General features: G+C 72.5%; 12 protein-coding genes. 5 read left to right on the forward strand and 7 right to left on the reverse strand.

Annotated features, from left to right (window positions below):
- Positions 1–283 precede the first annotated feature (283 nt).
- The 3 genes from prfB to A6A29_RS27520 form a co-directional block, all read right to left on the reverse strand.
- Positions 284–1390 carry a peptide chain release factor 2 gene (prfB, locus tag A6A29_RS27510; protein ID WP_073723831.1) on the reverse strand — a complete coding sequence of 369 codons (1107 nt, stop codon included), beginning with the start codon at positions 1388–1390 and terminating at the stop codon, positions 284–286.
- 230 nt (positions 1391–1620) lie between these two features.
- Positions 1621–2865 (reverse strand): serine/threonine-protein kinase, encoded by a 1245-nt coding sequence (locus A6A29_RS27515; RefSeq protein ID WP_073723833.1) that lies wholly within the window; start codon positions 2863–2865, stop codon positions 1621–1623.
- 146 nt (positions 2866–3011) lie between these two features.
- Positions 3012–4709, reverse strand: coding sequence for a serine/threonine-protein kinase (locus A6A29_RS27520; protein WP_073723835.1), 1698 nt, complete (start codon positions 4707–4709; stop codon positions 3012–3014).
- A 489-nt stretch (positions 4710–5198) separates the two neighbouring features.
- Between A6A29_RS27520 and A6A29_RS27525 the strand changes: the two genes are divergently transcribed.
- From A6A29_RS27525 to A6A29_RS27545, 5 genes are all read left to right on the forward strand, one after another.
- Entirely contained in the window at positions 5199–8849 is a 3651-nt protein-coding gene (locus tag A6A29_RS27525) for an FHA domain-containing protein (RefSeq protein ID WP_073723837.1), read from the forward strand.
- A 182-nt stretch (positions 8850–9031) separates the two neighbouring features.
- On the forward strand, positions 9032–10396 hold the full coding sequence (locus tag A6A29_RS27530) for an ABC transporter substrate-binding protein (protein ID WP_198953301.1): 1365 nt from the start codon (positions 9032–9034) through the stop codon (positions 10394–10396).
- Positions 10397–10400: 4 nt separating this feature from the next.
- Positions 10401–11774, forward strand: a complete 1374-nt coding sequence (locus A6A29_RS27535; protein WP_073723839.1) for a carbohydrate ABC transporter permease — start codon at positions 10401–10403, stop codon at positions 11772–11774.
- A gap of 100 nt (positions 11775–11874) precedes the next feature.
- A complete protein-coding gene (locus A6A29_RS27540) occupies positions 11875–12756 on the forward strand; it encodes a carbohydrate ABC transporter permease (RefSeq protein ID WP_073723841.1) in 882 nt (293 codons plus the stop codon).
- Positions 12757–12918: 162 nt separating this feature from the next.
- The gene (locus A6A29_RS27545) at positions 12919–15156 is read left to right on the forward strand and encodes a bifunctional glycosyltransferase/CDP-glycerol:glycerophosphate glycerophosphotransferase (protein ID WP_073723843.1); all 2238 of its coding nucleotides are present in this window, start codon (positions 12919–12921) and stop codon (positions 15154–15156) included.
- A 51-nt stretch (positions 15157–15207) separates the two neighbouring features.
- Here A6A29_RS27545 and A6A29_RS27550 read toward each other — a convergent pair whose 3' ends face one another.
- The 4 genes from A6A29_RS27550 to A6A29_RS27570 form a co-directional block, all read right to left on the reverse strand.
- A complete protein-coding gene (locus A6A29_RS27550) occupies positions 15208–16350 on the reverse strand; it encodes a glycosyltransferase (protein WP_073723845.1) in 1143 nt (380 codons plus the stop codon).
- Positions 16347–19334, reverse strand: a complete 2988-nt coding sequence (locus tag A6A29_RS43435; protein ID WP_079183038.1) for a CDP-glycerol:glycerophosphate glycerophosphotransferase — start codon at positions 19332–19334, stop codon at positions 16347–16349. The genes A6A29_RS27550 and A6A29_RS43435 overlap by 4 nt, the downstream gene beginning before the upstream one ends.
- The gene (locus tag A6A29_RS27565) at positions 19331–22801 is read right to left on the reverse strand and encodes a bifunctional glycosyltransferase/CDP-glycerol:glycerophosphate glycerophosphotransferase (RefSeq protein WP_073723847.1); all 3471 of its coding nucleotides are present in this window, start codon (positions 22799–22801) and stop codon (positions 19331–19333) included. Before A6A29_RS27565 ends, A6A29_RS43435 begins: the two co-directional genes overlap by 4 nt.
- A 214-nt stretch (positions 22802–23015) precedes the next feature.
- Positions 23016–23900, reverse strand: a complete 885-nt coding sequence (locus A6A29_RS27570; protein WP_198953303.1) for a TylF/MycF/NovP-related O-methyltransferase — start codon at positions 23898–23900, stop codon at positions 23016–23018.
- Position 23901: the final 1 nt, after the last annotated feature.

Here is a 23901-nt window from a genome sequence, read left to right on the forward strand (position 1 = left end):
TTCGCTCTCGGGGCAGGGCCACATCGTGCCGTGGTCTCCCGCCCGCCCCCCGGTTCACACCCGTCCCAGACATACGCATGCTGCTCTAGCACCCTGGCCAGAGTTAAGGATTACGTCAAGGCCGTTCCGTGTAATACGCACCGTTATGGGGCTTCTTGACGGCTATTCGGAATCACGACTGTGACGCATTGAGCACGACTTCCCCGCAACTGCGTGCGGTCCCGCACCACACGACTGAGCCCGGACAGCTGCCTGTCCGGGCTCAACCGACGTACGACCGGGGTTACTTCTCCCGCTGCTTGCGCCAGCGGATGCCGGCTTCCAGGAAGCCGTCGATCTCGCCGTTGAAGACCGCTTCCGGATTGCCGATCTCGAAGTCCGTACGGAGGTCCTTCACCATCTGGTAGGGGTGCAGGACGTACGAACGCATCTGGTTGCCCCAGGAGTTGCCGCCGTCGCCCTTGAGTGCGTTCATCTTGGCCTGCTCCTCCTGGCGGCGGCGCTCAAGGAGCTTCGCCTGGAGGACGTTCATCGCGGAGGCCTTGTTCTGGATCTGCGAGCGCTCGTTCTGGCAGGAGACGACGATGCCGGTCGGCAGGTGCGTCAGGCGCACCGCGGAGTCCGTGGTGTTGACGCCCTGACCACCGGGGCCGGAGGAGCGGTACACGTCGACGCGCAGCTCCGACTCGTCGATCTCGATGTGGTCGGTCTGCTCGACGACGGGGAGCACCTCGACGCCCGCGAAGGACGTCTGGCGACGGCCCTGGTTGTCGAAGGGCGAGATCCGGACCAGGCGGTGGGTGCCCTGCTCGACGGAGAGGGTGCCGTAGGCGTACGGCACCTGGACGGCGAAGGTGGTCGACTTGATGCCGGCCTCTTCGGCGTACGACGTCTCGTAGACCTCGGTCTTGTAGCCGTGCCGCTCGGCCCAGCGGATGTACATGCGCTGGAGCTTCTCGGCGAAGTCGGCCGCGTCCACGCCGCCCGCCTCGGCCCGGATGTTGACGAGGGCCTCACGGGCGTCGTACTCGCCGGACAGAAGCGTGCGGACTTCCATCTCGTCCAGCGCCTTCTTGACGGACTCCAGCTCGGACTCGGCCTCGGCGAGGGCATCGGCGTCGCCCTCGTCCTCGGCGAGCTCGAAGAGGACTTCGAGGTCGTCGATGCGGCCGCGCAGGGTCTCGGCCTTGCGGACCTCGGCCTGGAGGTGCGAAAGCTTGCTGGTGATCTTCTGTGCCGCGTCCGGGTCGTCCCAGAGGGACGGCGCCGCCGCCTGCTCCTCGAGCGCGACGATGTCCGCCCTCAGCGCATCCAGGTCCAGGACGGCCTCGATCGACCCCATGGTCGAGGAGAGGGACTTCAGCTCTTCGGAAATATCGACGACTGCCACGGGTCCAGCGTAACGGCTGGGCGGATGAAGCTTGCCCTCACCCGGAACCCGGTCCCGGTGCGGTCCGGATCCGAACCCGGACCTGACCCGGTCCCGACCCGTCGCGAAGCCGGTCCGGACCCGTGCCGGGCGGGGTGGCCGGACCGTGAGCGGGCTCCCGCGAACGGTCCCCGAAGGCTCCGGGGGCGGGTCCCGCACGGCCCCCGTCCCGGCTTACCCGCGAACCGGCCCTACGGGGACGAGGGGGCCGAGTTCTTGGTGTCCTGGGGAGTCGCGTCGGCGTCGTCGCCGCCCGCCGCCAGCCAGCCACCCACGGCGACGGCCGCGCACAGGGCGACCGCGGCGGCGCCCAGCGTGATGCGGCGCTTGCGGACGGCGGCGGATTTGTTGCGGGCCGATCCGGGGCGGGGGCGGCCCGGCGCCCGGGGGGCCCGGGCCGTGCCCAGCGGGCCGCCGGCCAGCTCGTCGGGGGCCGGGACGCGCATGCTCGTGTGGGTGTCGCGGTTGGAGTCCGGGGCGGAGCCGGGGACCAGCGGGACGGCGCCGCGGCGGCGGGGCTCCTCGGACGGTGTGTACTGCTGCTCGTCGTAGGCCGGTGCCTGGGGTTCCGTCTCCTCGGCGCCCGGCTCGTCCACGTCGAGCGGGGGTATCCCCGCCAGCAGCGGAAGCAGCTCGCGCAACCGGTGCGCGAGCTCCGAGGCGCGCAGCCGGGAGGCCGGTGCCTTGGCCAGGCACTGGACCAGGAGCTGCCAGAGCTCCTCGGGGATGCCGGGGAGCGGGACCACGGTCTCGGTCACATGGCGGCGCAGGACCGCGCCGGGGTGGCCGCCCCCGAAGGGCGTGAACCCGGCGAGGAGCTCGTACAGCACCGTCGCGAGGGCGTAGATGTCCACGGCGGCGCGCGGCGGGAGTCCCTCGACGATCTCGGGGGCCAGATAGTCCGGCGTACCGATGATCTTGGTGGACTTGGTGCGGCTCGGGGTGTCGATCAGCTTCGCGACGCCGAAGTCGGTGAGCAGGGCGGGGTGCGAACCGCCGGGGCCGAGCGGCCCCTCCATGTCGAGCAGGATGTTCTCCGGCTTGACGTCGCGGTGGACCACCCCGGCGGCGTGCGCGGCGGCGAGGCCGTCGGCGACGTCCGCGATGATCGCGACGGCGGCCTCGGGGGCGAGGCGGCGCTCGCGGTCGAGGCGGGTGCGCAGATCCGTGCCGCGTACGAGCGTCATGACCAGGGCCAGGTCGTTGCCGTCGACGACGAGGTCGCGGACGGTGACCACCTGGGGATGGTCGAGCCCGAGCAGGGCGGTGCGCTCCCGCACGAAGCGGCCCACAAGCTCCTGGTCGGACGCGAGGTCCTCGCGGAGCAACTTGATGGCGACGGGGCCCTCGGGCCCCTCGCCGAGCCACACCGTGCCGGCGCTGCCGCGCCCCAGGATCTGGTGGGCGGTGTACCGGCTGCCGATATTCCGTGCCAAGACTGCTCCCTCAGCGGCTGGCGGTGGACCCCCGGTCGACAAAGTTACGCGGCGTTCGGGGTGTTGCGTGCCCTGGATGGCGCCAACCTTCACTTCTCCGGACCAAATGGGCCCGGAGAAGTCGACAAAGGTACAGAGTTGACTGTTCAGGCGCCGCCGCTGCTGCCGCTACTGCTGCTGCCACTGTCACCGATCTTCGAGACCCAGTCGGTCACGGCGCTGATCGCGTCACCGATCGCTTCCCAGAAGCTCTTGCCCTGGGCGACCCAGTCCTGAAGCGGTGTCAGCTCCCAGATCAGCCAGCCCGCGATGATCAGCAACACCACAGTGAACAGGCAGCCCTTGAGGCAGCCGAGACCCGGGATGCGCATGGGGTTGGCGCTGCGCTGCCTCGGCTGGCGCGGCGCGGCCGGCTGCTGGGGCGGCGGCTGCTGCGGGGGCGCGTACTGCTGTTGCTGCGGGGGCGCGTACTGCTGCCGCTGGGGCTGCTGAGGCGGTTGCGGTTGCTGGTAGCGCTGGGGTTGCTGCTGCGGCGGGTACTGCTGGTGCTGAGGCCGCTGCTGGTGCTGAGGCGGTTGCTGCCGCTGCGGAGGCTGCTGGGGCGGCTGCTGGCGCTGGGGCCGACGGCGCAGCGGGTCCTGGCCCGGGTCGAGGTACTGGACCTGTGTCTGGTCGTTGCGGTCACGCGCGGCCTGGAGCTGCCCCTGCCAGGGGTGCGGGCCGTCGGGCTGCGGAGGGCCGTCGGGGTGCTGCGGTACGGGCGGCATGACCGAGGTCGGGTCGGCGTCACCCGCACCCCCCTGGCCGAAACCGCCCTGTCCCGGGGTCTGCTGCAGGACGCTGGTCGGGGCGGCGGGGTCGTACGAACCCGCGTTGCTCGGCAGCATCTGCGTGGGGTCGGCCGCCCCGGGGGTCTCCGGGACCGCGGCGGGCGCCGGGTCGGGTGCCAGCAGGGCGCCCACACCGTCGGCGGCCGCGATCTGGGCCGAGTTGGCGTGTACGCCGATGCCCGCGGCGACGGTACGCAGTCCGCGGGCGAGGTTCTCGGCGCTGGGCCGCCGGTCGGGGTCCTTGCTCAGGCAGCGCTCTATGACCGTCCACAGCGGCGCGGGGACGGTGCTGGGGCGGCGGGGCTCCTCGCTGAGGTGCCGGTGCAGGACTTCGAGGGCGGTGCCCCCGGCGAACGGCGGTCGTCCGGTGACCAGTTCGTACAGCAGGATGCCCGCGCCGTAGATGTCCACGGCGGAGGTCTGCGGGCGGCCCTCGGCGGACTCGGGCGCCACATAGGCGGGGGTGCCGACGAACTCGTGGGTCCGGGTCAGCCCCGGGGAGTCCGCGAGGCGCGCGATGCCGAAGTCGGTGAGCATCGGGTGCATCTGGCCGTCGCGCTCGTCGACCAGCACATTGGCGGGCTTGAGGTCGCGGTGGACGACGCCGTCGGCGTGGCTGGCGGCGAGCGCGTCCGCGATCTGAGCGGTGAGCAGGGCGGCGGCGACCGGGGTGAGCGGGCCGTTCTCGCGCAGATACCGGTGCAGGTCGGGACCGTCGATGAGGTCCATCACCAGGGCGAGGAGATCGCCCTCGACGACGAGGTCCCGGGTGCGCACGATGTTCGGGTGGGTGAGCCGCAGCAGCACGGAGCGCTCCCGCAGGAACCGCATCACCACATCGGCGTCGTTGGCGAGCTCCTCCTTGAGGACCTTGATCGCCACGGTCTCGCCGGGCTGACCCGCGACGGCCGCCTCGGCGCCCGCGGTCTCCCGCTGGCGGGCTCGCCAGACGGTGCCCGTGGCGCCGCGTCCGAGCGGCTCCTCGAGCAGGTACTTGCTGCCTACCGGCCGCACGTCATGCGCTCCCTGCTGATCGTGGTGCTTGCGGTCCCCCCGGGCCCGCCCGGATGTTCCGGTCCACTCTAGTGCCGCCGGAGGTGGCACCGGCCGGTCGTCTTCCGGTCTCGGTCCGCCGCGTCGTGAAGTCGTCCCGGCGGGTGTCCTGCCGTGTCCGGAGGAAGACGCACACAGGGGACAGATGGTTGCCGAACAAACGTTCTATGAAGCTGCCCCGCGTACGGCCGGGATCTCCCCGGACGGCTCGAACCGGACCCAAGCAGGCATTTTTACGTCCACACTCAGCCATTCAAGATCATTTGAAGGTGGCCCCCGGGCGTGTTGTCAGTGGCAGGTGCGAGGATGCCTTCCAGCACGGAACCATGGGGTCGGGAACCTCGCGGTCCGTGTCGACCTGTACCGGACGACGCGTCCGTGCCGGCCGGGGGGACATCACAGGGCGTTTCCCCTGCCGGGCACCCCGCGCAGAAGGGACCGCTGACGGCGATGCAGATCCGGCTGACCGTCCTCGCGCCGCGCAGCGGCCAGACCCCGGCACGCGCCTGCGACGTGCTCGTCACCGCCCCGGCCGGGACGGCGCTCGCCGCCGTCGCCTCCGGCCTGGCCGCGGCCGTCTCGGGGCCCGACAGTTCTCTCGGCGGCGGAGCGGTGGTGCTGTTCGCCGGACGGGAACGGCTCGACGCGCACCGCATCGCCCTGGGCGATCCGCCCCTGGTGGACGGCGCGGTGCTCTCGCTCCAGATGCCCGGTGACGACGAAGCGGCGGACGACACCGTCCCGGCGCAGCTGCATGTGGTCGCGGGCCCCGACGCGGGCGGCGTCCACCTGCTGCACGGCGGGCAGATCCGGATCGGCCGCTCGGCCGACGCGGACGTCCCGCTCGACGACCCGGACGTGTCCCGGCTGCACTGCGCGGTGACGGTCTCCGAGGACGGCCGGGTCTCGGTCGCCGACCTGGGTTCCACCAACGGCACCTCGCTGGACGGTACGGAGGTCCGCGACCGCCCGGTCCCGCTCCTCCCGGGCGCACTGCTGCGGCTCGGCGAATCGACGCTCCGGCTCACCGCGGGCTCCCGTACGGCGACGCTGGCGACCGCGCCGGACGGTGAGGGGCACCTGCGGGTGGCTCGGGCGGAAGCCGACGCCCCGGAGGGCGGCCCCATGGCCGGAGGCGGCTTCGCGGGCACCGCGGGCGGTTTCGGCGACGAGGACCCGGACGGCTCCGGGCACACCTACAGCCAGGCCCCCTCCCACGGTGATCCCGGACCGCAGGGGCACGACGCGCACCGGCAGGACGACGAAGGCCGCGGGGAGCACGGGCACGGGCCGGACACCGTCCGGCGCCACTCCACGCACGCACGCGGCGCCCGGTACGGCGAGAGCGAGGCGCCCCGGCGCGGCGGCATAGGCGCCTGGGCCCGGCGGCTCACCGGCGGCAAGGGCGATCCGGCACAGGACCCGGACGCGGGCGCACCGGGGAGAGCGGCACCCGACTCCCCGGACCGGGCGCAGTCCTCCCACGCGGAGCACGCCTCGTTCGACGCCCCCTCCTCCTTCTCCCCGTCCTCCTCCTCTCCCTCTCCCTTCTCCTCCGCGCCCGCGGGGACCTGGCCGGATCCGGCGGCCGTGCTGCTGACCGCGCTCGGCCCAGGACCCCGGCTGTGGGAGCGCGACGCCGCGCACCCGGAGGCGCTCGTCGTGCGGCTGGGGACGACCGACCGGGCCGAGCTGCCCGCCGTGCCGGTGACCGTGGGGCTGCGGGAGGCCGGTTCGCTCGGCCTCGCCGGACCGCGCGAACGGCTGGCGGGTCTGGCCCGCTCGACCGTGGCGCAGCTCGCCGCGCTGCACTCCCCGTTCGACCTGGAGATCGTGCTGATCAGCACGGACCGGGCCCGTTCCGCGGACGAGCGGCGGCGGGAGTGGGCCTGGCTGGGGTGGCTGCCGCATCTGCGCCCGATGCACGGCCAGGACTGCCGGCTCCTCCTCGCGTACGACCGTGAGCAGGCCATGGCCCGTACGGCGGAGCTGGTCCGCCGCCTGGACGAGGGCCCGCTCGGCCCCGGCTGGCCGAGCGTGGACCGGTCCGCGGTGGCCGAGGCCGCCCGCGCCCATACGGGTCCGCACACCGTGGTGATCGTCGACGGCGACCCCGGTTCCTCGGTGCTGCGCGAGACCACGGCCAGGCTGGCCGGTGCGGGGGCTGCCGCCGGAATCCATCTGATCTGCCTCGCCGAGACTCCCGCCGCGTCTCCCACGTCGCCGGTCACCGCGACCTACGAGACCGCGTGCCAGACCTCGATCGCCTTCCGCGAGTGCGGGGCGGTCGCCATGCTGAGCGGCGATGTGGCGACGGCGCTGCGGTTGCTGCGCACGGCGGGCGGCCAGGTCGCGGGGCACGGCACGGTTGCCGCGGTGGACGCGGTGTCGGCCGCCTGGGCCGAGCGGTTCGGGCGGGCCCTGGCGCCGTTGCGCGACGAGGGCTCGGCCGCGCTGCCGGGCCGCCCGACGGCAGCGGCCCTGCCGCCGTCCGCCCGGTTGCTCGACGAGCTGGGGCTGGCCCGCGCCACCCCGGCGTCGCTGATGGCGCGTTGGGCGTCCACGGCGGAGAGCCAGCCGGGCGCCACGGTCCGGCCCACGGCCGCCGCGCCCCGGTCGGACCTCGACACCCCGGGCTCGGGCCGCACCCTCAGCACGGGCCCCCGCGTGGGCGCCCAGCGCACGGGCCACGACCCGTACCACCGCGCCCCGGAACCGACGGGCTCAGGACGCATGCCGTATCCGGGCACGGACGGCCGGGGCTCGGGCGGTACGCCGTATCCCGGCACGGACTCCCGGGGCTCGGGGCGCACCCCTTACCCCGGCACCGCCTCCGACCACACGCCGTACTTCGGCACCGACACCCGTGGCTCCGGGCGCACGCCCTACCCGGGTACGGACTCCCGTGGCTCCGGGCGCACGCTGTATCCCGGCAGCGCCGCCCCGCAGCCCTCGTCCCGGACCGCCCCCCACGCCGCCCCACAGCCCTCATCCCGGACCGCCCCGCACGCCGCCCCGCAGACCGCAGCGCAGCCCGCGTCGGGCGCCACCGTCTACGCCGGGCGGCCGGTGCTCGTGCTCGGGGCGGGGCCGCGCGGCGCCCTCAGCGTCGATCTGGCCGACGAAGGGCCGCACCTCCTCATCGAGGGACCGGCGGGCAGCGGGCGCACCGAGCTGCTGCGGGCCGTGGCCGCCTCGCTCGCCTCCGCCGCCCGCCCCGACCGGCTCGGCATCCTGTTGGTCGACGGGGCCGCGGGCGAACACGGAGAGCGTGGCGAAGGGCTGCGCCCCTGCACGGAACTCCCGCATGTGTTCACGCATTTGATGGCGTCCGACCCCGTACGGATGCGCGAGTTCGCACAGGCGTTGGGCGGTGAGCTGAAGCGGCGGGCCGAGCTGCTCGGCCCGCTGGACTTCGCCGCGTGGCACGCCCAGCACGAGGTCTCGCAGCGGCTCGTGGGCCAGCGTCCGCCCAGCGCCGCCGAACAGCGCGGCGACCTGGACTCCCCCGCCGGCGGCACCCTGCGACTGCGGCCCGCCGCCGTACGGGCCATGGACCCTGGCCCCTCCCCGCTGCCCCGGCTCGTCGTCCTCGCCGACGACTTCGACGCCCTGGTCGCCCCGGCGCTCGGCAGCCCCGGCCGCCCTGCCGCGGGTTCGGTCGTACGGGCGCTGGAGGCCGTCGCCAGGGACGGCGGACGGCTCGGCGTCCATCTGGTCGCCACCTCCGCCCGCCCGGACCGCACCGAGGACACGGAGCTGGCCCGCGGCGCCCGGCTGCGCATCGTGCTCGACGCGCCGGTCCTGCCGCCCTCCCCGGACGAACCGGCGCCGGGACGTGGGCGGTTGGGACACCCGGACGGCCGGGTGACGCCGTTCCAGGGCGGCCGGGTCACGGGCCGCATCCCCCGCACGGCGACCCTGCGCCCCACCGTCGTACCGCTGGAGTGGGAGCGGATGGGCGATCCGCCCACCCGTCGGCCGCTGCGGGAGCTCGGCAACGGGCCGACGGACCTGGCGCTGCTCGCCAGTGCGCTGGAGCGCGCGGCCCGTTCGGTGAACGCTGAACGACTCCCTCCGCTTATCCCGTTCTCTTCCTGAAAAAGTGGCGGAAACACCCCCTCCCCTGCAGTGATGCGACGTCACGAGCCCACAACGATAGGGCGGTTGGAACCCCGGACGGTATTGCGGCACCCGTGCGCCCGGCGTAGGACTGTCGACACGGACGACGTAGCCCGCGCACAGAGACGTGGTCGGGCGCGTACAGAAGAGACGGGGCAGTAATGAGCACAACCCTTCGGATACGTAGGGCCGCGCTGGTGTTCACCGCGGTAGGCGCACTGGCGCTGACCGGCTGCGGTGACGACAACGGCGGGAAGGACAAAGCGGGCGACGGCTCCGCGAAGGGCAGCAAGAGCCCGTCGAGCGTCACGTTGCCGAAACTGAACGGTGAGAAGATCTCGGTCGCCGCGGTCTGGACCGGACCGGAGCAGGCCAACTTCACCAAGGTGCTGGACGAGTTCGAGAAGCGCACGGGCGCGACGGTGACCTTCGTCCCGGCGCAGGACCCGATCGTCAACTTCCTCGGTACGAAGATCGCGGGAGGTCAGCCGCCGGACGTCGCGATGATCCCGCAGGTCGGCGCGGTCCAGCAGGCGGTGCAGAAGAAGTGGGCCAAGCCGGTCGGCGCCGAGGCGAAGGCGCAGCTCGCCAAGAACTACGCGAAGGTCTGGCAGGACCTCGGCGCGGTGGACGGCACCCAGTACGGCGTCTACTTCAAGGCCGCCAACAAGTCCCTGATCTGGTACAACACCAAGGCGTTCGAGAACGCGGGCGCGAGTGAGCCGAAGACCTGGAAGGACTTCCTGGCCACCGCCGAGACCGTTTCCGCCTCCGGCGTCACCCCGGTCTCGGTCGGCGGCGCGGACGGCTGGACCCTCACCGACTGGTTCGAAAATGTCTATCTCTCCCAGGCGGGCCCGGAGAAGTACGACCAACTCGCCAAGCACGAGATCAAGTGGACCGACCCGTCCGTGAAGGACGCGCTCACCACGCTGGCCCAGCTCTTCGGCAAGCCGAACCTGATCACGGGTGGCGCCGACGGTGCGCTGCAGACCGAGTTCCCGGCGTCCGTCACCCAGACGTTCACCGGCGGCGACCAGCCCAAGGGCGCCATGGTCTTCGAGGGCGACTTCGTCTCCATCAACATCGCGCAGACCAAGGCCAAGGTCGGTACGGACGCCAAGGTGTTCCCGTTCCCGGCGGTCGGCACGGACTCCCCCGTGGTCACCGGCGGCGACGCGGCCGTGGCCCTGAAGGACAGCAAGGGCGCTCAGGCACTGCTCACCTGGCTGGCCTCGACGGACGCGGCGCGGATATGGGCCGAGGCGGGCGGGTTCATCTCCCCGAACAAGGGCCTGGACGCCGGCGCGTACCCCAACGAGGTGCAGCGCAAGATGGCCGAGGCGCTGATCGCGGCCGGTGACGACGTCCGGTTCGACATGTCCGACCAGGCCCCGCAGTCGTTCGGCGGGACGCCCGGGAAGGGCGAGTGGAAGATCCTCCAGGACTTCCTGAAGAACCCGAAGGACATCGCGGGGACCCAGGCGAAACTGGAGTCCGACGCGGCCAAGGCGTACAAGAGCTGACGCGGTGACGACAGCTACCGCGGGGGACGCCGCAGCGGCGTCCCCCGCCGACAAGAGCCCACACACCCCCCCACCGGACAAACCCCGCCGGAGCGTGACCGGTACCCGCAAGCTCCTCGCGGCGGCGTTCCTGCTGCCCGCCCTGGTGCTGCTCGGCGCGCTCGTGGTCTATCCGATCGTGTACTCCGTCTACCGGTCGTTCTTCGACCAAGCGGGCACGGCGTTCGCCGGTTTCGACAACTACAAGGCGCTGTTCACGGACGGCACCATCCGCACGGCGGTGAAGAACAACGCGATCTGGGTCGTGCTCGCCCCGACGGTCTCCACCGCGCTGGGCCTGATCTTCGCGGTGCTGACCGAGCGCATCCGCTGGGGCACGGCGTTCAAGCTGATCGTCTTCATGCCGATGGCGATCTCGATGCTCGCCGCGGGCATCATCTTCCGTCTGGTGTACGACCAGGCCCCGGAGCGCGGTGTCGCCAACGCCGTCTGGGTCGGAGTGCACGACACGTTCAACGAGTCGGCGGGCTTCCCGAAGGCGCATCCGCTGCCCGTGCATCCGCTGAAGCCGGGCGGCGCCGGATCGTTCATCACGAAGGACCCGGTGCGGGCGGGGCAGCCGGCGATGCTGCCGCTGGTCGGCGTGGCCCCGGCGAAGATGCCGGGCGACGCACAGCCCGCGAAGGCGCCCACGGCGTCGGGCGGGGAGATCACCGGAACCGCGTGGCTGGACTTCACCCGGGGCGGCGGCGGCAAACCCAATGTCGTCGACCCGAAGGAGCTCGGTCTCAAGGGCATCAAGGTCGAAGCGGTCAAGGACGGCAAGGTCGTCGCCACCGCGACGGCCGGGGCGAACGGCGTGTTCACGCTGCCCGCCTCGGCCGACGGAGCCCAACTCCGGCTCCCGGCAGACAACTTCAGGGAACCGTACAACGGTGTCGACTGGCTCGGCCCGTCCCTGGTGACGCCCGGGATCATCGGCAGTTACGTATGGATGTGGGCCGGGTTCGCGATGGTGCTCATCGCCGCGGGCCTGGCGGGACTGCCGCGTGAACTCCTCGAAGCGGCGCGGGTGGACGGTGCCAACGAGTGGCAGGTGTTCCGCCGGATCACCGTGCCGATGCTCGCCCCGGTCCTCGCGGTGGTGCTGGTCACGCTGATGATCAACGTCCTGAAGGTCTTCGACCTGGTCTTCATCATCGCGCCGGGCTCCTCCCAGGACGACGCGAATGTGCTGGCGCTCCAGCTGTACCGGTCCTCGTTCGGCACGGACGCGGACCTGGGCATCGGCAGCGCCATCGCCGTACTGCTGTTGCTGCTGGTCATCCCGGTGATGCTGTTCAACATCCGCCGGATACGGAAGGAGGGGCGCCGATGAAGGGTCCGGTCGACCTGACACCGCCCCCCGGCCGGGGGTACGGGGGCTGTCCCCCGGGAGAACACAGCAACATCCGCCGGATACGAAAGGAGGGGCGCCGATGAGCGCGACAACCACGGCCGCGACGAAGAAGCGGTCCCTCGGCGCACGGCTGGCGACGCGTGCGGGCGGCGGCGTCATGCGGGTCGTCCTCCTGCTGGTGGCCCTGTTCTGGCTGATGCCGACGATCGGCCTGCTGCTCTCCTCGCTGCGCGGGGCGGACGACATCGCGGCGACCGGCTGGTGGAAGGTCTTCACCGCCCCGTCCGAGATGACCTTCGACAACTACCAGCGCCTGCTGGACAATTCGACGATCACCGATTCCCTGTTCAGCACGGTGATGATCACGGTCCCGTCCACCGTCCTGGTGGTGGTGATCGGCTCGCTGGCCGGATACGCCTTCGCCTGGATGGACTTCCCCGGCCGCGACTGGTGGTTCCTGCTGGTCGTCGGGCTGCTGGTGGTGCCCGTACAGGTCGCCCTGATCCCGGTGTCCGAGCTCTTCGGCACCATCGGGATCTTCGAGACGACGCTGGGCGTGGTGCTGTTCCACACGGCCTTCGGCCTGCCGTTCGCGATCTTCCTCCTGCGGAACTTCTTCGCGGAGATCCCGCGCGAACTGCTGGAGGCCGCACGGCTCGACGGAGCGGGTGAGATCCGGCTCTTCACCCGGGTCGTGATGCCGCTGGGCGGTCCGGCGATCGCCTCGCTCGGGATCTTCCAGTTCCTGTGGGTGTGGAACGACATGCTGGTCGCGCTGATCTTCGCGGACTCCGATTCGCCACCGATCACCGTCGCCCTGCAACAGCAGGTACGCCAGTTCGGCAACAACATCGACGTGCTGGCGCCCGGCGCCTTCGTGTCGATGGTGATCCCGCTGGTCGTGTTCTTCGCCTTCCAGCGGCAGTTCGTCTCCGGCGTCATGGCGGGCGGGGTCAAGTAACCGCCCCCGCACGGCTGTACGTCAACACCGAGCGGCCCGGCTCCCCGGAACCGGGCCGCTTCGCCGTGCGCGTCCCCCGAATGCCGCGTATGGCGTAACCAGGTCACTCCTTCGGCCGTTTGCGGGCCACCTGCAACCCCGCGAACGACCCCTGGATGTGTAGTGCCCCGGTTCAGTGTCATCGTGCCCGCGTACCGGGTCCAGGCGTATCTGCACGAGTGCCTGGACTCCGTGCTGAACCAGTCCTTCAAGGACTACGAGATCATCGTGGTGGACGACTGCTCGCCGGACGCCTGCGGTCCGATCGCCGACGAGTACAGCGGCCGGGACCACCGGGTCACCGCGCTCCATCTGCCCCGCAACGCCGGTCTGGGCCCGGCCCGCAACGCCGGTGTCTCCCGGGCCGCCGGGGACTACCTGCTCTTCCTCGACGGCGACGACACGCTCGAACCGGAGTCCCTGCAGGCCATCGCCGACCGGCTCGACGCGACCGGCGGGCCCGATGTGCTGGTCTACGACTACGCACGCACGTACTGGTCCGGCGAGCGCGTCCGCAGCGCGTACCCCGCCCCCCTCGCCGAGTGCGGCCCCGCCACCTTCCGGCTCGCCGACCGCCCCGAGCTGCTCAAGGTCCTGATGGTGGTCTGGAACAAGGCGTACCGCCGCGAGTTCGTCCAGGCGGAGGGCTTCACCTTCCCGCCCGGCTACTACGAGGACACCCCCTGGACCTATCCGGTGCTGATGGCCGCCGGATCGATCGCGGTCCTGGACCGGATCTGCGTCTCCTACCGGCAGCGCCGCCGCGGCAACATCCTCTCCACCACCAGCGAGCGGCACTTCGACGTCTTCGACCAGTACGACCGGGTCTTCGCGTTCATCGACGCGCGCCCCGAACTCGCCGTGTGGCGGCCGGCGATGTTCCGCCGGATGCTCGACCACTTCTCCACACTGTTCACCTCGCACGGCAGGCTGCCGCGCGGCAGCCGCGCCGCGTTCTTCCGCCGCGCCCGTGAGCACTGTCACCGCTACCGCACCCCCGGCGCCCCCGTCCCGCTCCGCGCCCGGCTGCGGCACGGCCTGTTCCGGCTCGGCGCCCACCGCACGTACCGGACGCTGTGGGCGGCACAGCGGCTGCGCGGCAGGCTGCGGCGGGGCTCGGCGGCCGTGCGCCGGGTGGTGCGCGGGGCCGTGCTCCAGGCGCACTACCGCGTACAGCTCCGGCTGCCGGTCCGCTCCCGGGACGCGGTGTTCGCCGCGTACTGGAACCGTGGGTACGCGTGCAGCCCGGCGGCCATCGAGGCGAAGGCCCGCGAGCTGGTCCCGGGGCTGCGGACCGCCTGGATCTGCCGTCCCGCCGACGCCCACACCGTGCCGACCGCCACGCGCCGGCTCACCCCGGGCACCTTCGGCTACTGGACGGCGCTCGCCCGCTCCAAGTACCTGGTGAACAACGTCAACTTCGACCGGCGGCTGGTGAAGCGGCGCGGCCAGATCCTGCTCCAGACCCACCACGGGACCCCGCTGAAGACCATGGGCACCGATCTCCTGGACCGTCCGGCGGCGGCCCGTGACACGGACTTCGAGCAGCTGCTGCGCAACACCGACAAGTGGGACTTCTCCCTGTCGGCCAACCGGCACTCCACGCTCGTGTGGGAGCGGTGCTACCCGTCCGCGTACACAACGCTGGAGTACGGCTCCCCGCGCAACGACGTCTACCACCGTACGAGCGCGGCCCAGGTGGCCCGGCTGCGCGAGTCGCTGTCGGTCCCGGCCGGCAGCACGGCCCTCCTGTACGCCCCGACGCACCGCGACTACCGGCGCGCCCAGCACCCCGCCCTCGACCTGGAACGGCTCCTGCGGGTCCTGGGACCGCAGTTCGTGATCCTGACCCGCTCGCACTATCTGTACGGCCCCGCCCCGGCGGGCAGCCGTACCGCGCATCCTCGGATCATCGACGTCACCGGCCATCCGTCGGTCGAGACGCTCGCCCTCGCCTCGGACGCGCTCATCACGGACTACTCGTCGCTGATGTTCGACTACGTCAATCTCGACCGGCCGGTCGTCATCCACCTCGACGACAGCCAGGCGTACGAGGCGGCCCGCGGCACCTACTTCGACCTGCCCTCCTTCCCGCCCGGCACCGTGGCGCACAGCCAGGACGAGCTGTTCGACGTCTTCTCCACGGACCACTGGCGCGGTGCCCGCTCCGCGGAGCTGCGGGCGGCCTTCCGGGCGAGGTTCTGTCCGTACGACGACGGGTACGCCGCCGAGCGGGTGGTGCGGCGGCTCTTCCTGGGCGAGACGGCCGGGCTGCCGCTGCCGGTACCGGTCAAGCAGCGGCGGCCCGCGAGCCGGGGCGTGCCCGCGCAGGGGACGGCCCGGGAGTTCCTCAGCAACTGAGAACGGGCCCGCGCCCCCGCCGGGTTCCCTCCGGCGGTTCCTCCCGGTGTCTCAGCGCTCCAGGAACGCGAACAGCTCCTCCCAGCGCCGCAGGATCTCCGTCTCGGAGAACCGCTGCACATTGACCCGCGCCCGGTTGCCCATCGCGTCCCGCAGCCGCGGGTTCCCGGTCAGCCGCAGCAGCCGGTCGGCGAGTCCGGCGCTGTCCCCGGCGGGCGCCAGCAGCCCGTCCTCGCCGTCCCGGACGATCTCGCGCACCCCGGGCGCGCAGTCGAACGCGGCACACGGCACCCCGCTGGCCATCGCCTCCAGCAGCGCCAGCGGAAAGCCCTCGCCGCGCGAGGACTGGACGAAGACGGAGGCGTCCGCGAGGGCGCCCGCCACATCGTCCGTGCGGCCCATCCAGTGCACGGAGCCGTCCAGCTCCAACGCCGTGCACCGCGCCCTCAGTTCGGCCTCGTCCTCGCCCGCGCCGTACACGCGCAGCTGCCAGTCGGGGCGTTCGGGGGCGACCAGGGCCCAGGTGTCGAGGAGCATGTCGATGCCCTTCTGGTCGCAGAGCCTGCCGATGCTCGCCACGGTCCGCGCACTGCGCGGGGACGGCACCTCGGGCAGTGCGGACAGGGCGTTGGGCAGGAAACCGACGTTGTTCATGCCCTCGCCCGCCCAGATGTCGGCGTCCTCCTCGGTGAGGACGAGCCAGTGGTCGAGGTCGCTGTAGTGCTTCTTGATCCAGCGGTAGCGGTGGCTCGCGCGGGAGTAGTCGTAGGATTCATGGCTCATCCCGATCACCCGCAGCCCGGTGGTGTCGGCCTCGCCGACCCATTCCATCGCCCATACCTGGGTGACGATCACCACGGCGCCGGGCCGTGCGGTGCGGAACAGCTCCGAGAGCCGCCGCACCGCGCGCCGCTTCTCGGCCGCCCGTACCGCTTCCCTCCGCCGGGACGGGAGCCGGAAGCGGTCCCCGACGCCCCGGGGCGTCCAGGGGGTCGGCGGGTGGGCCGGGTACAGGGCGGTGACCGGGTAGTCGGGCGGCGTGGGCAGGGCCATCCTCAGCTCGGCGGCGTGGATGCCGACGGTGTGCACCCGGTGGCCCTGGCGTGCGAGGAGCCGGGCGGTCTGGTGCATCCAGCCGGTGACCCCGCCGAGTTCGTCGGTGCTGTTGGAGACGATGAAGACGTCGCGGCTCATCGACCGGCCTCCTGGTGGCTCGTGGCGTACCGGGCGAACACCCGGCCGACGACCTGCCGGGCGGCGTCGCCCAGGTCGTAGCCGCCGAACTCGGCGGCGAAGGCGCTCCGCGCCCCGGCGTACTCCGTGTCGGTCTCCTTCAGGTTCGCCAGTACGGCGAACAGTTCGTCCTCCGTCTCCGTCACCGGGCCCGGCGCCTTCCTCCGGAGGTCGAAGTAGCTGCCCCGGGTGGCCGCGTAGGTGTCGAGATCGGGGGCGAACAGGACGACCGGCCGGTCGAGCAGCACGAAGTCGAACATGATCGACGAGTAGTCGGTGATCAGCACATCGGCGAGCGCGAGGAGTTCCCCGGTGTCGTGATGGCGCGAGACATCCACCACGGTGCCGGGCGGGCAGCCGGGAAGCTTCGCGGCCTCCAGGTAGTGCGCCCGCACGAGCAGGGTGTACTCGTCGCCGAAGCGCTCGGTGAACCGTGCGATGTCCAACGGCAGGCGACGCTTACGGTACGTTCCGGGGCCGCCCCGGAAGGTCGGCGCGTACAGGATGACCTTCTTGTGGTCGGGCAGCCCGAGTGCCTCGGCGAGCGGCGGGCGCGGCAGCCTTCCCCCGGCCTCGTCTCGGGCCCGTGCCGCGAACAGGGCGTCGTTGCGCGGGTAGCCGGTCCGCAGCAGCCGCTCCTCGGGGAGCCGGTAGGCGCGGGCCAGGGTGCGCACATCGTGCTCGGAGCGGACGAGGAAGTGGTCGAAGCGGTGCACGGCCTGCTGGAGCCGGTGGCGCAGGGGTGCGTTCTGCATCCGTACGCGGGTCTCGTCGAAGCCCATGCGCTTGTACGCGGAGCCGTGCCAGGTCTGGAGGTACGTGGTGCGGGCGGGCTTGCGCAGGTGCTGCGGGAAGCCCTGGTTGTCGACCCAGTACTCGGCACGGGCGAGCGCCCACAGATACTGCCACGACCAGCGCCGCACGAGCCGCGCGTCGCCCGGGAAGCCGGTCGGGGAGTCCTCGTAGGACCAGGTGGAGTGCAGCCTCAGTCCCTGTCTGCGGATCTCCTCGTGGAGGGCGCGCGGACTGTCGCCGTAGCACTTGCCCATATGGCTCTCGAAGACGACGGACCCCCTGCGCATCGGCAGGCGGCGGAGCCAGGTGTTGTAGACGGGCGCCTTGAATCCCCGGGAGCGGTAGCGGTCGAGCCGCTTGCGCAGGGCGCGCCGGAGGAGCTTCGCGTTGCGGGCGGGGCGGAAGTGCGTGGCGTAGTGGACCAGGCGGCGCAGCAGGCGGGCGGGGCGGCGGCGGGCGAGGAGCCGGAGTGCCAGGTGGTCCTTGAGCGTGATGTAGGGCTGCCAGGTGTCCCCGGCGAGGCGGCCGAGCCGGGGACGGGCGGGGAGACGGCCGGTGCCGTCCGCCCCGCCCACGAGGTCCTGCGGGGCGAAGAGGTCGCTGACGGACCGCGCGCCACCCGCCTCCACGGTCATCCGGGCGTCCCACACCGTGTCGCGCGCGCCGAACGGCCGCAGGACCCCGGTCAGGTCCGCGCGGGTCCGCCAGACGATCCCGGTGGCCTCGCGCCGCAGCTCGTCGACGGGGAGGACGAAGGCGCGGAAGCCGTCCCGTACCCGGAACTCCAGCCGGGCCGTGAGGGGCAGTTCGGGATCGGGGCCGGCATGCGCGGGCAGGACGAGGCGCCCTTCGAGCAACAGGTGACCCGCGTCGGCGGTGCACCGCGTGAGCCGGTTCATGAGGCGGAGTTCGCCGAACACGCGGTGCTGGTGGCCGAGTTCGCTGACGTCGACGCTCACGGCCTCCGCGCCGGAACGGGGCTCTTCGGGACCGCCCCGGGAAGGGACGCCCGCGCCGGGGGTCTCGTCCGGGCCGCTTCCGGGAGCGGCGCCAGGGGTCTCGTCCCGGCCGCTTCCGGGAGCCGCGCCGGGGGTCTCGTCCGGTCCGGTGTCGGCCGCGTCCGCGGCGGGGACCTTCCAGTGCACCCGCCCGTCCTCGCCCGCGGTGAGCGGGGCGGCCACCGTGCCGGGCCGGCTCAGCGCGTACGCCGCCGTGAGCAGCCCCTCCGCGTCTCCCCGTGCCAGCAGATGTACGGCGACCAGTTCGAGCGGTGGCAGGTCCGCCGGGACCGGGCCGGTCAGGGCACGGGCGGCGGCTGCGGCGACCCGCTCCCGCTCGTCGGCGCGCAGTCGCGGGAACGTCCGGACCAGCGGCACCAGATGGTCGCGTGCGAAGGCCCGCTCCCGCTCCTCCCGCAGCCCGTGCAGCCCCCACCCCGCCAGCAGGTCGCCGACGCGGCGGTGCGCCCGCACCGCCGCGGCGAGGTCCCGGCCCCGGTCGGGCGCGGCCCGCCCGGTCACGATCATCCGGCGGACGAGGGCGATCCGGCCCACCGAGGCGGCGGCCACCGGGCCGAAGAGCACCTCGCTGTGGCCGAGGTCCTCCTCGTACCGCAGACCGTGCCGCTCCACGGCCTCCCGGCGCAGGCAGAAGCCGGTCACCAGGGCGTCCCTGACGGTCAGTTCGGGTGCCTCGGTGAAGCGGCCGACGGTGCGGGAGCGCTCGTACAGTGCCTCCTGCCAGGGCGGCTCCTGCTCCTTGCCGCCCTCCGCGGTGATCCGGCTCCAGCGCCCGGCGACCAGATCGGCGCGGGTGCGCTCACCGGCCTCCCACAGATTGCGGCAGGCGTGCCGCTGGAGCTGTTCGCCCGTACCGAGCACCAGGACGTACCGGCCGGAGGCCACGTCCAGACCGGCGTTGCGCAGCGCCCCGGGGGAGCGCTCCCCCGGTTCGGCGACGATCGTCCGGACCCGGCCTCCCGCGCTTGCGGCCAGCGCCTCGGCGGCGGCACGGGAGGCGGCGTCGCCGTCCGCCGCGAGGACCACGACGGCCTCGCAGGCGCGCAGGGACTGGCCGAGTACGGACTCCACGGAGGACCGCAGCGCCGCTGTCCCACCGCCCTCGGTGACCACACAGCTGAAGTCGCTCACGCCTGCTCCCCCTTGAGCATCAGGTCGGCGACGCGGGCGGCCGCGGTGCCGTCGTCGAGGTCGCAGAACGCCTCGCGGAACCGGTCGTAGGCCCCCCGGTGGGCCGCGGTGGCGGACTCGGGATCGCGCAGGGCCTCCACCACGCCGTCCGACGTGGGGATCAGCGGTCCGGGGGCCCGGCTCTCGAAGTCGAAGCAGAAGCCGCGCAGGGTGTCGCGGTAGTGCTCCAGGTCATGGGTGTGGAAGAGCATCGGCCGGCCGGTCTGCGCGAAGTCGAACATCAGGGAGGAGTAGTCGGTGACCAGGCAGTCGCTGATCAGCATCAGCTCGGTGACGTCCGGGTAGCGCGAGACGTCGCGGACGAAGTCGTCCTGCGGAACGCTGCCGCCGACGAGGTAGTGGCGCCGTACGAGGAGTACGTGATCGTCGCCGAGGGCCTGCCGTACCAGGTCCGGGTCGAGGGGGAGATCGGGCTCGTACCGGCCGCCCCGCTTGGGCCGGTCCTCCCGCCAGGTGGGCGCGTACAGGACGACCCGCTTGTCGTCGGGGATCGCGAGCCGTTCCCGTACGGCGGCGGCGACCTTCCCCCGGTCGGGCGCGTACAGGAGGTCGTTGCGCGGGTAGCCGCACTCCAGGACCTCGCCGGTGTGCCCGAAGGCGCGGCGCATGACGGGGGTGGAGAAGCTGTTCGGGGAGACGAGCACACTCCACTGGGCAGCGCGTGCGGGCATCGACGCCATATAGGCGGCGTCGGCGTTCGGGGTGCCCGCGAGGTCGCGGCCGATGCGCTTGAGCGGGGTGCCGTGCCAGGTCTGGACGACGAACTGGCCCTCGGCCCGCTCGAACCATTCGGGCAGCTGGGTATTGGTGACGATCCAGCGGCTGCGGGCCAGGGCCTCGTACCACTCGGCGCTGTGCAGGGTGACGGCGCGGACCCCGGCGGGGACCGCGGCCTGCTGGTCGCGTACGACCCAGAGGTGTTCGATGCCGGAGTCGCGGCCGGCCAGCTCCTGGTGGATCGCGCGGGGCGAGTCGGAGTACTGGCGCCCGTCGAAGCTGGAGTACAGGACGGCCGGGAGCAGTCCGGCGCCGCCCGCGCGCAGTGCGGCGTACCGCTCGCGCTGCCGCCGCTGCCCGTACGCCCCCCGTTCCCGGACGGGCAGGGCGCTGCCGGACTCCAGGGCGAGCCGGTCGTGGAGGCGCCGCCGGAGGGTGAAGCGCCGGCCGCCCGCCTCGCGGTGGAGCGGGAGGGCGGTGTGCAGCGTCGGCCGCACGCGGACCGGCCGGTACCGCTCCGGGTCGCTCTCGCCCGGCTCGCGGAGGAAGAGGTCCCAGCGGCCCTCGGCGAGCGGGAGCGTACCTCCCGGCCCCTCGACGGCGTCGGGAGCGAGCACGGCACGGAACCCGGAAGCGTCCGCGGCGCCGTCCGCCCCCGCGCCCGGTGTGCCGTGCACCGCGAGGACGGCCTCCTCCTGGTGTCCGCCGTGCCGCAGGACCAGCTCGTGGGCGCGGCCGGGCCGTTCCGGGTACGCGCCCTCGATGACGAGCTGCCCGGCATCCGACCAGGTGAGCGAGGTGACCACGGGCTGCACGGCCCGGTCGGTGAGGACCAGGTCGCCGGACGGGTTGGCGGCCGCGTACAGCTCACGGCCGCCGGGCAGCGGATACCGCCCCTCCGCACCGTCCGGCCGGGCCGCGACGGTCAACCGGCCCTTTCCGCCGACCAGTTGCACGCCCCAGACGTCGTCGCATCCCCGGAAGGCGCTGAGCGGGATGTCGGCGACGCGCGAGGCGGGCGTTCCCCGCAGGGCGAATTCCCGCGTCTCCTTGGTGCGCCACTCCTGGATGCGCAGGGCTACCGGTCCGCCGTCGCCGAGGACCTTCACCTCCAGGCGTACCGCCCCGGCGACCGCGCTCTGGGCGATGAGGAGGGCGTCGACGCGCTCGGTACGCAGCTCCAGCTTGTTGCCGGACAGGACGGGGACGATACGGGTGCGCTCGTCGGTGTGGACGATGGCGGGCGGGGCCGGGTTCCCGAGCAGCCGCATCGGTCCGCGCCGGGGCCGCCCGGCGCCGAGAACGACCGACTCCAGCTTCCACGTGGTGCGACCGCCGCGCCCCGCCCCCTTGGCGGCGAGGCGGCGCGGGTCGATGACGGCTTCGAACCCGGAGCGCTCGTAGCGGTGCAGCGAACGGCCGGAGCGGGCGGCGGCCTCGTCCGTGGGCGCGGACCGCACCCGCAGCGGGATCAGCCGCCGCCCGGACCGCAGCCAGCCGGTTCCGGCCGACCGTCCCGGCGCGTTGCGGACGTAGGCGTACCCGGTGAGGCGCAACAGCCCGTCCTTCCACACCGCCTCGGTGAGATGGGCGTGCACGGGGAGGTCCGGTGCGGTCAGGGCGGTGACGGAGGACGGCAACGGGCCCTGTACGGAGGGGTACTGGGCATGGGGCCGCAGACGTCCGCGTACATGGAAGGCGTCGCGGTCGGCCTTCTCGTCGGCGAGCAGGGCGAGGAGTTCCGGCATCCGGCGTTCGCGGATGAGCTGCCACTTGACCCGCAGCTGCAGCGGCAGCCCGGCGAGTACGCCCGGTTCGACGGTGGCGGCGAAGGCGTTGGCGTGTTCGAGGAAGGCTTCGTGGAACGCGGCGTCCCCGTCCGGCAGCGCCTCGATGAACAGCCACAGGTCGCCCGAGAGCGCGTGGGCGTCGTACTTCCGCTTGGCGTCGCGCAGTTCCCGGTCCGCGAGGAACCGGCTGACCGTGCTCACGGCGGTGACCCGGTCGCGGATGCCCCTGGGCACGGCGCGGCGGCTGGTGATCGACCCGTCGCGGTCCCGCCAGTGATAGACGGGCTCCTCGACGACATCGACCGCGCGGGCCAGGAAGTGGGCGGGCAGCACGACGGCGATGTCCTCGTACAGCACGCCGGACGGGAAGGCGAAGGCGTGCTCGTCCCAGAAGGATCTGCGGAACACCTTGTTGCAGGCGATACGGTCGCCGAGCAGGATCCAGTCGCGGGTGACATGGGTGCCGGGACGGGCCTTCTCCATCGGCCTGCGGAACATCGGGGACTGTTCGAGCGCCCCGTTCGCCCGCATCCGGAGCACATTGCCGGTGGCGAAGTCGGAGCCGGAGCGGTCGAGTTCGGCGATCATCCGCTCGTACGCGCCGGGCGGCACGAGGTCGTCGCTGTCGACGAACGCCAGGAACTCCCCGCCGCTCCCGGCCTCACGGACCCCGGCGTTGCGTGCGGCGCCGAGTCCCCCGTTCTCCTGCCGGATCAGCCGGAAGCGCGGGTCCCGCGCCGCGAACTCCTCCGCGACGCGCCCGCTGCCGTCGGTGGAGCCGTCGTCGACCATGACGACCTCCAGGTCCGGCAGGGTCTGTTCGGCGAGCGAGGTCAGGCAGGCACCGAGATACTCCTCGACGTTGTAGAGGGGGACGACGACGGTGAGACGGGGTGCCATCGCTGCGCACGATCCTTCCGGACGGACGACATCAAGTGGTCTACGGGGTAACAACCTTCGCCGCGTGGCCTGGTCACCCGATCGGAGCCATACGGGTGACACGCCGAGGAGGGCGCGCCGGACCGGGCGGCGGCCACGGTGACGCGGCCGAGCCCCGCACCGGGAAGGGGACGGGGCTCGTTTCGACTGCGGAGATCGCTCAGGGGTCCGGACGTCAGGGCTTGACGGCGATCCGGCCCTCGTCCATGCGCAGCAGCAACAGCTGCTCGCCGGTCTTCTCCAGGAACTCGTCGACGGCCTGCCGCGATCCCTGCCAGTAGCCGTAGTCGTCGATGAGCAGCACACCCCCGCTCACCAGCCGCGAGTAGAGGTGCTCCAGCTCGTGCCTGGTCGACGCGTACCAGTCGGTGTCCAGGCGCAGGATCGAGATCTGCTCCGGGGCGTTCGCCGGAAGGGTGTCCTCGACCATGCCCTGCACGTAGTGGATGCGGTTCTTCGGGTACGGAACGGTCTCGAAGCCCGCCCGGACGTCCTCCAGCGAGGCCACCGCCCAGATCGGCCGGTCCTTGCCCTGGGCGTCGAGCAGTTCCTGCGCCGACCTGCCGTCGCGCCGCAGGTCCTCCGCCGTGGGCGGGGTCATGCCCTCGTACGTGTCGAAGAGGTAGAGCTCGCGCTCGGTCTCGCCGAGCGACAGCAGGGTCTTCGCGCAGGCCTGCATGGACCCGCCGCGCCACACACCGCACTCGACGATGTCGCCGGGGATGTCGTGCCGGACGATGTGGCGGGTCGCCAGGATGAGGGCGTTGAGCCGTTCGGGGGAGGTCATCGAGTACGGCTTGACCGCACTGATGATGTCCTTCGCCTCGTCGTCGTAATCCGCCGGGAACTGCGGTCCGGCCTTCGGCTTCGGCTTCGGCTTCGGTTCGGGGGCCGCTTCCGTCCGGGCCGCGGCGGGTGCGGGGGCCGGTTCCGCCGGGGCGGTGCGGGCGGCGGGCACCGTCGCGCGCCTGAGCTGATATCCGGTGAGCTGCTGAAGGACGCCGTTGACGGCGTTGCGCCAAGCCATGCCCCCGGACAGTACGCGCGGTTTGCGGCTCATG

Source organism: Streptomyces sp. TSRI0281 (assembly GCF_001905125.1).
In the GTDB taxonomy this organism is placed as follows: domain Bacteria; phylum Actinomycetota; class Actinomycetes; order Streptomycetales; family Streptomycetaceae; genus Streptomyces.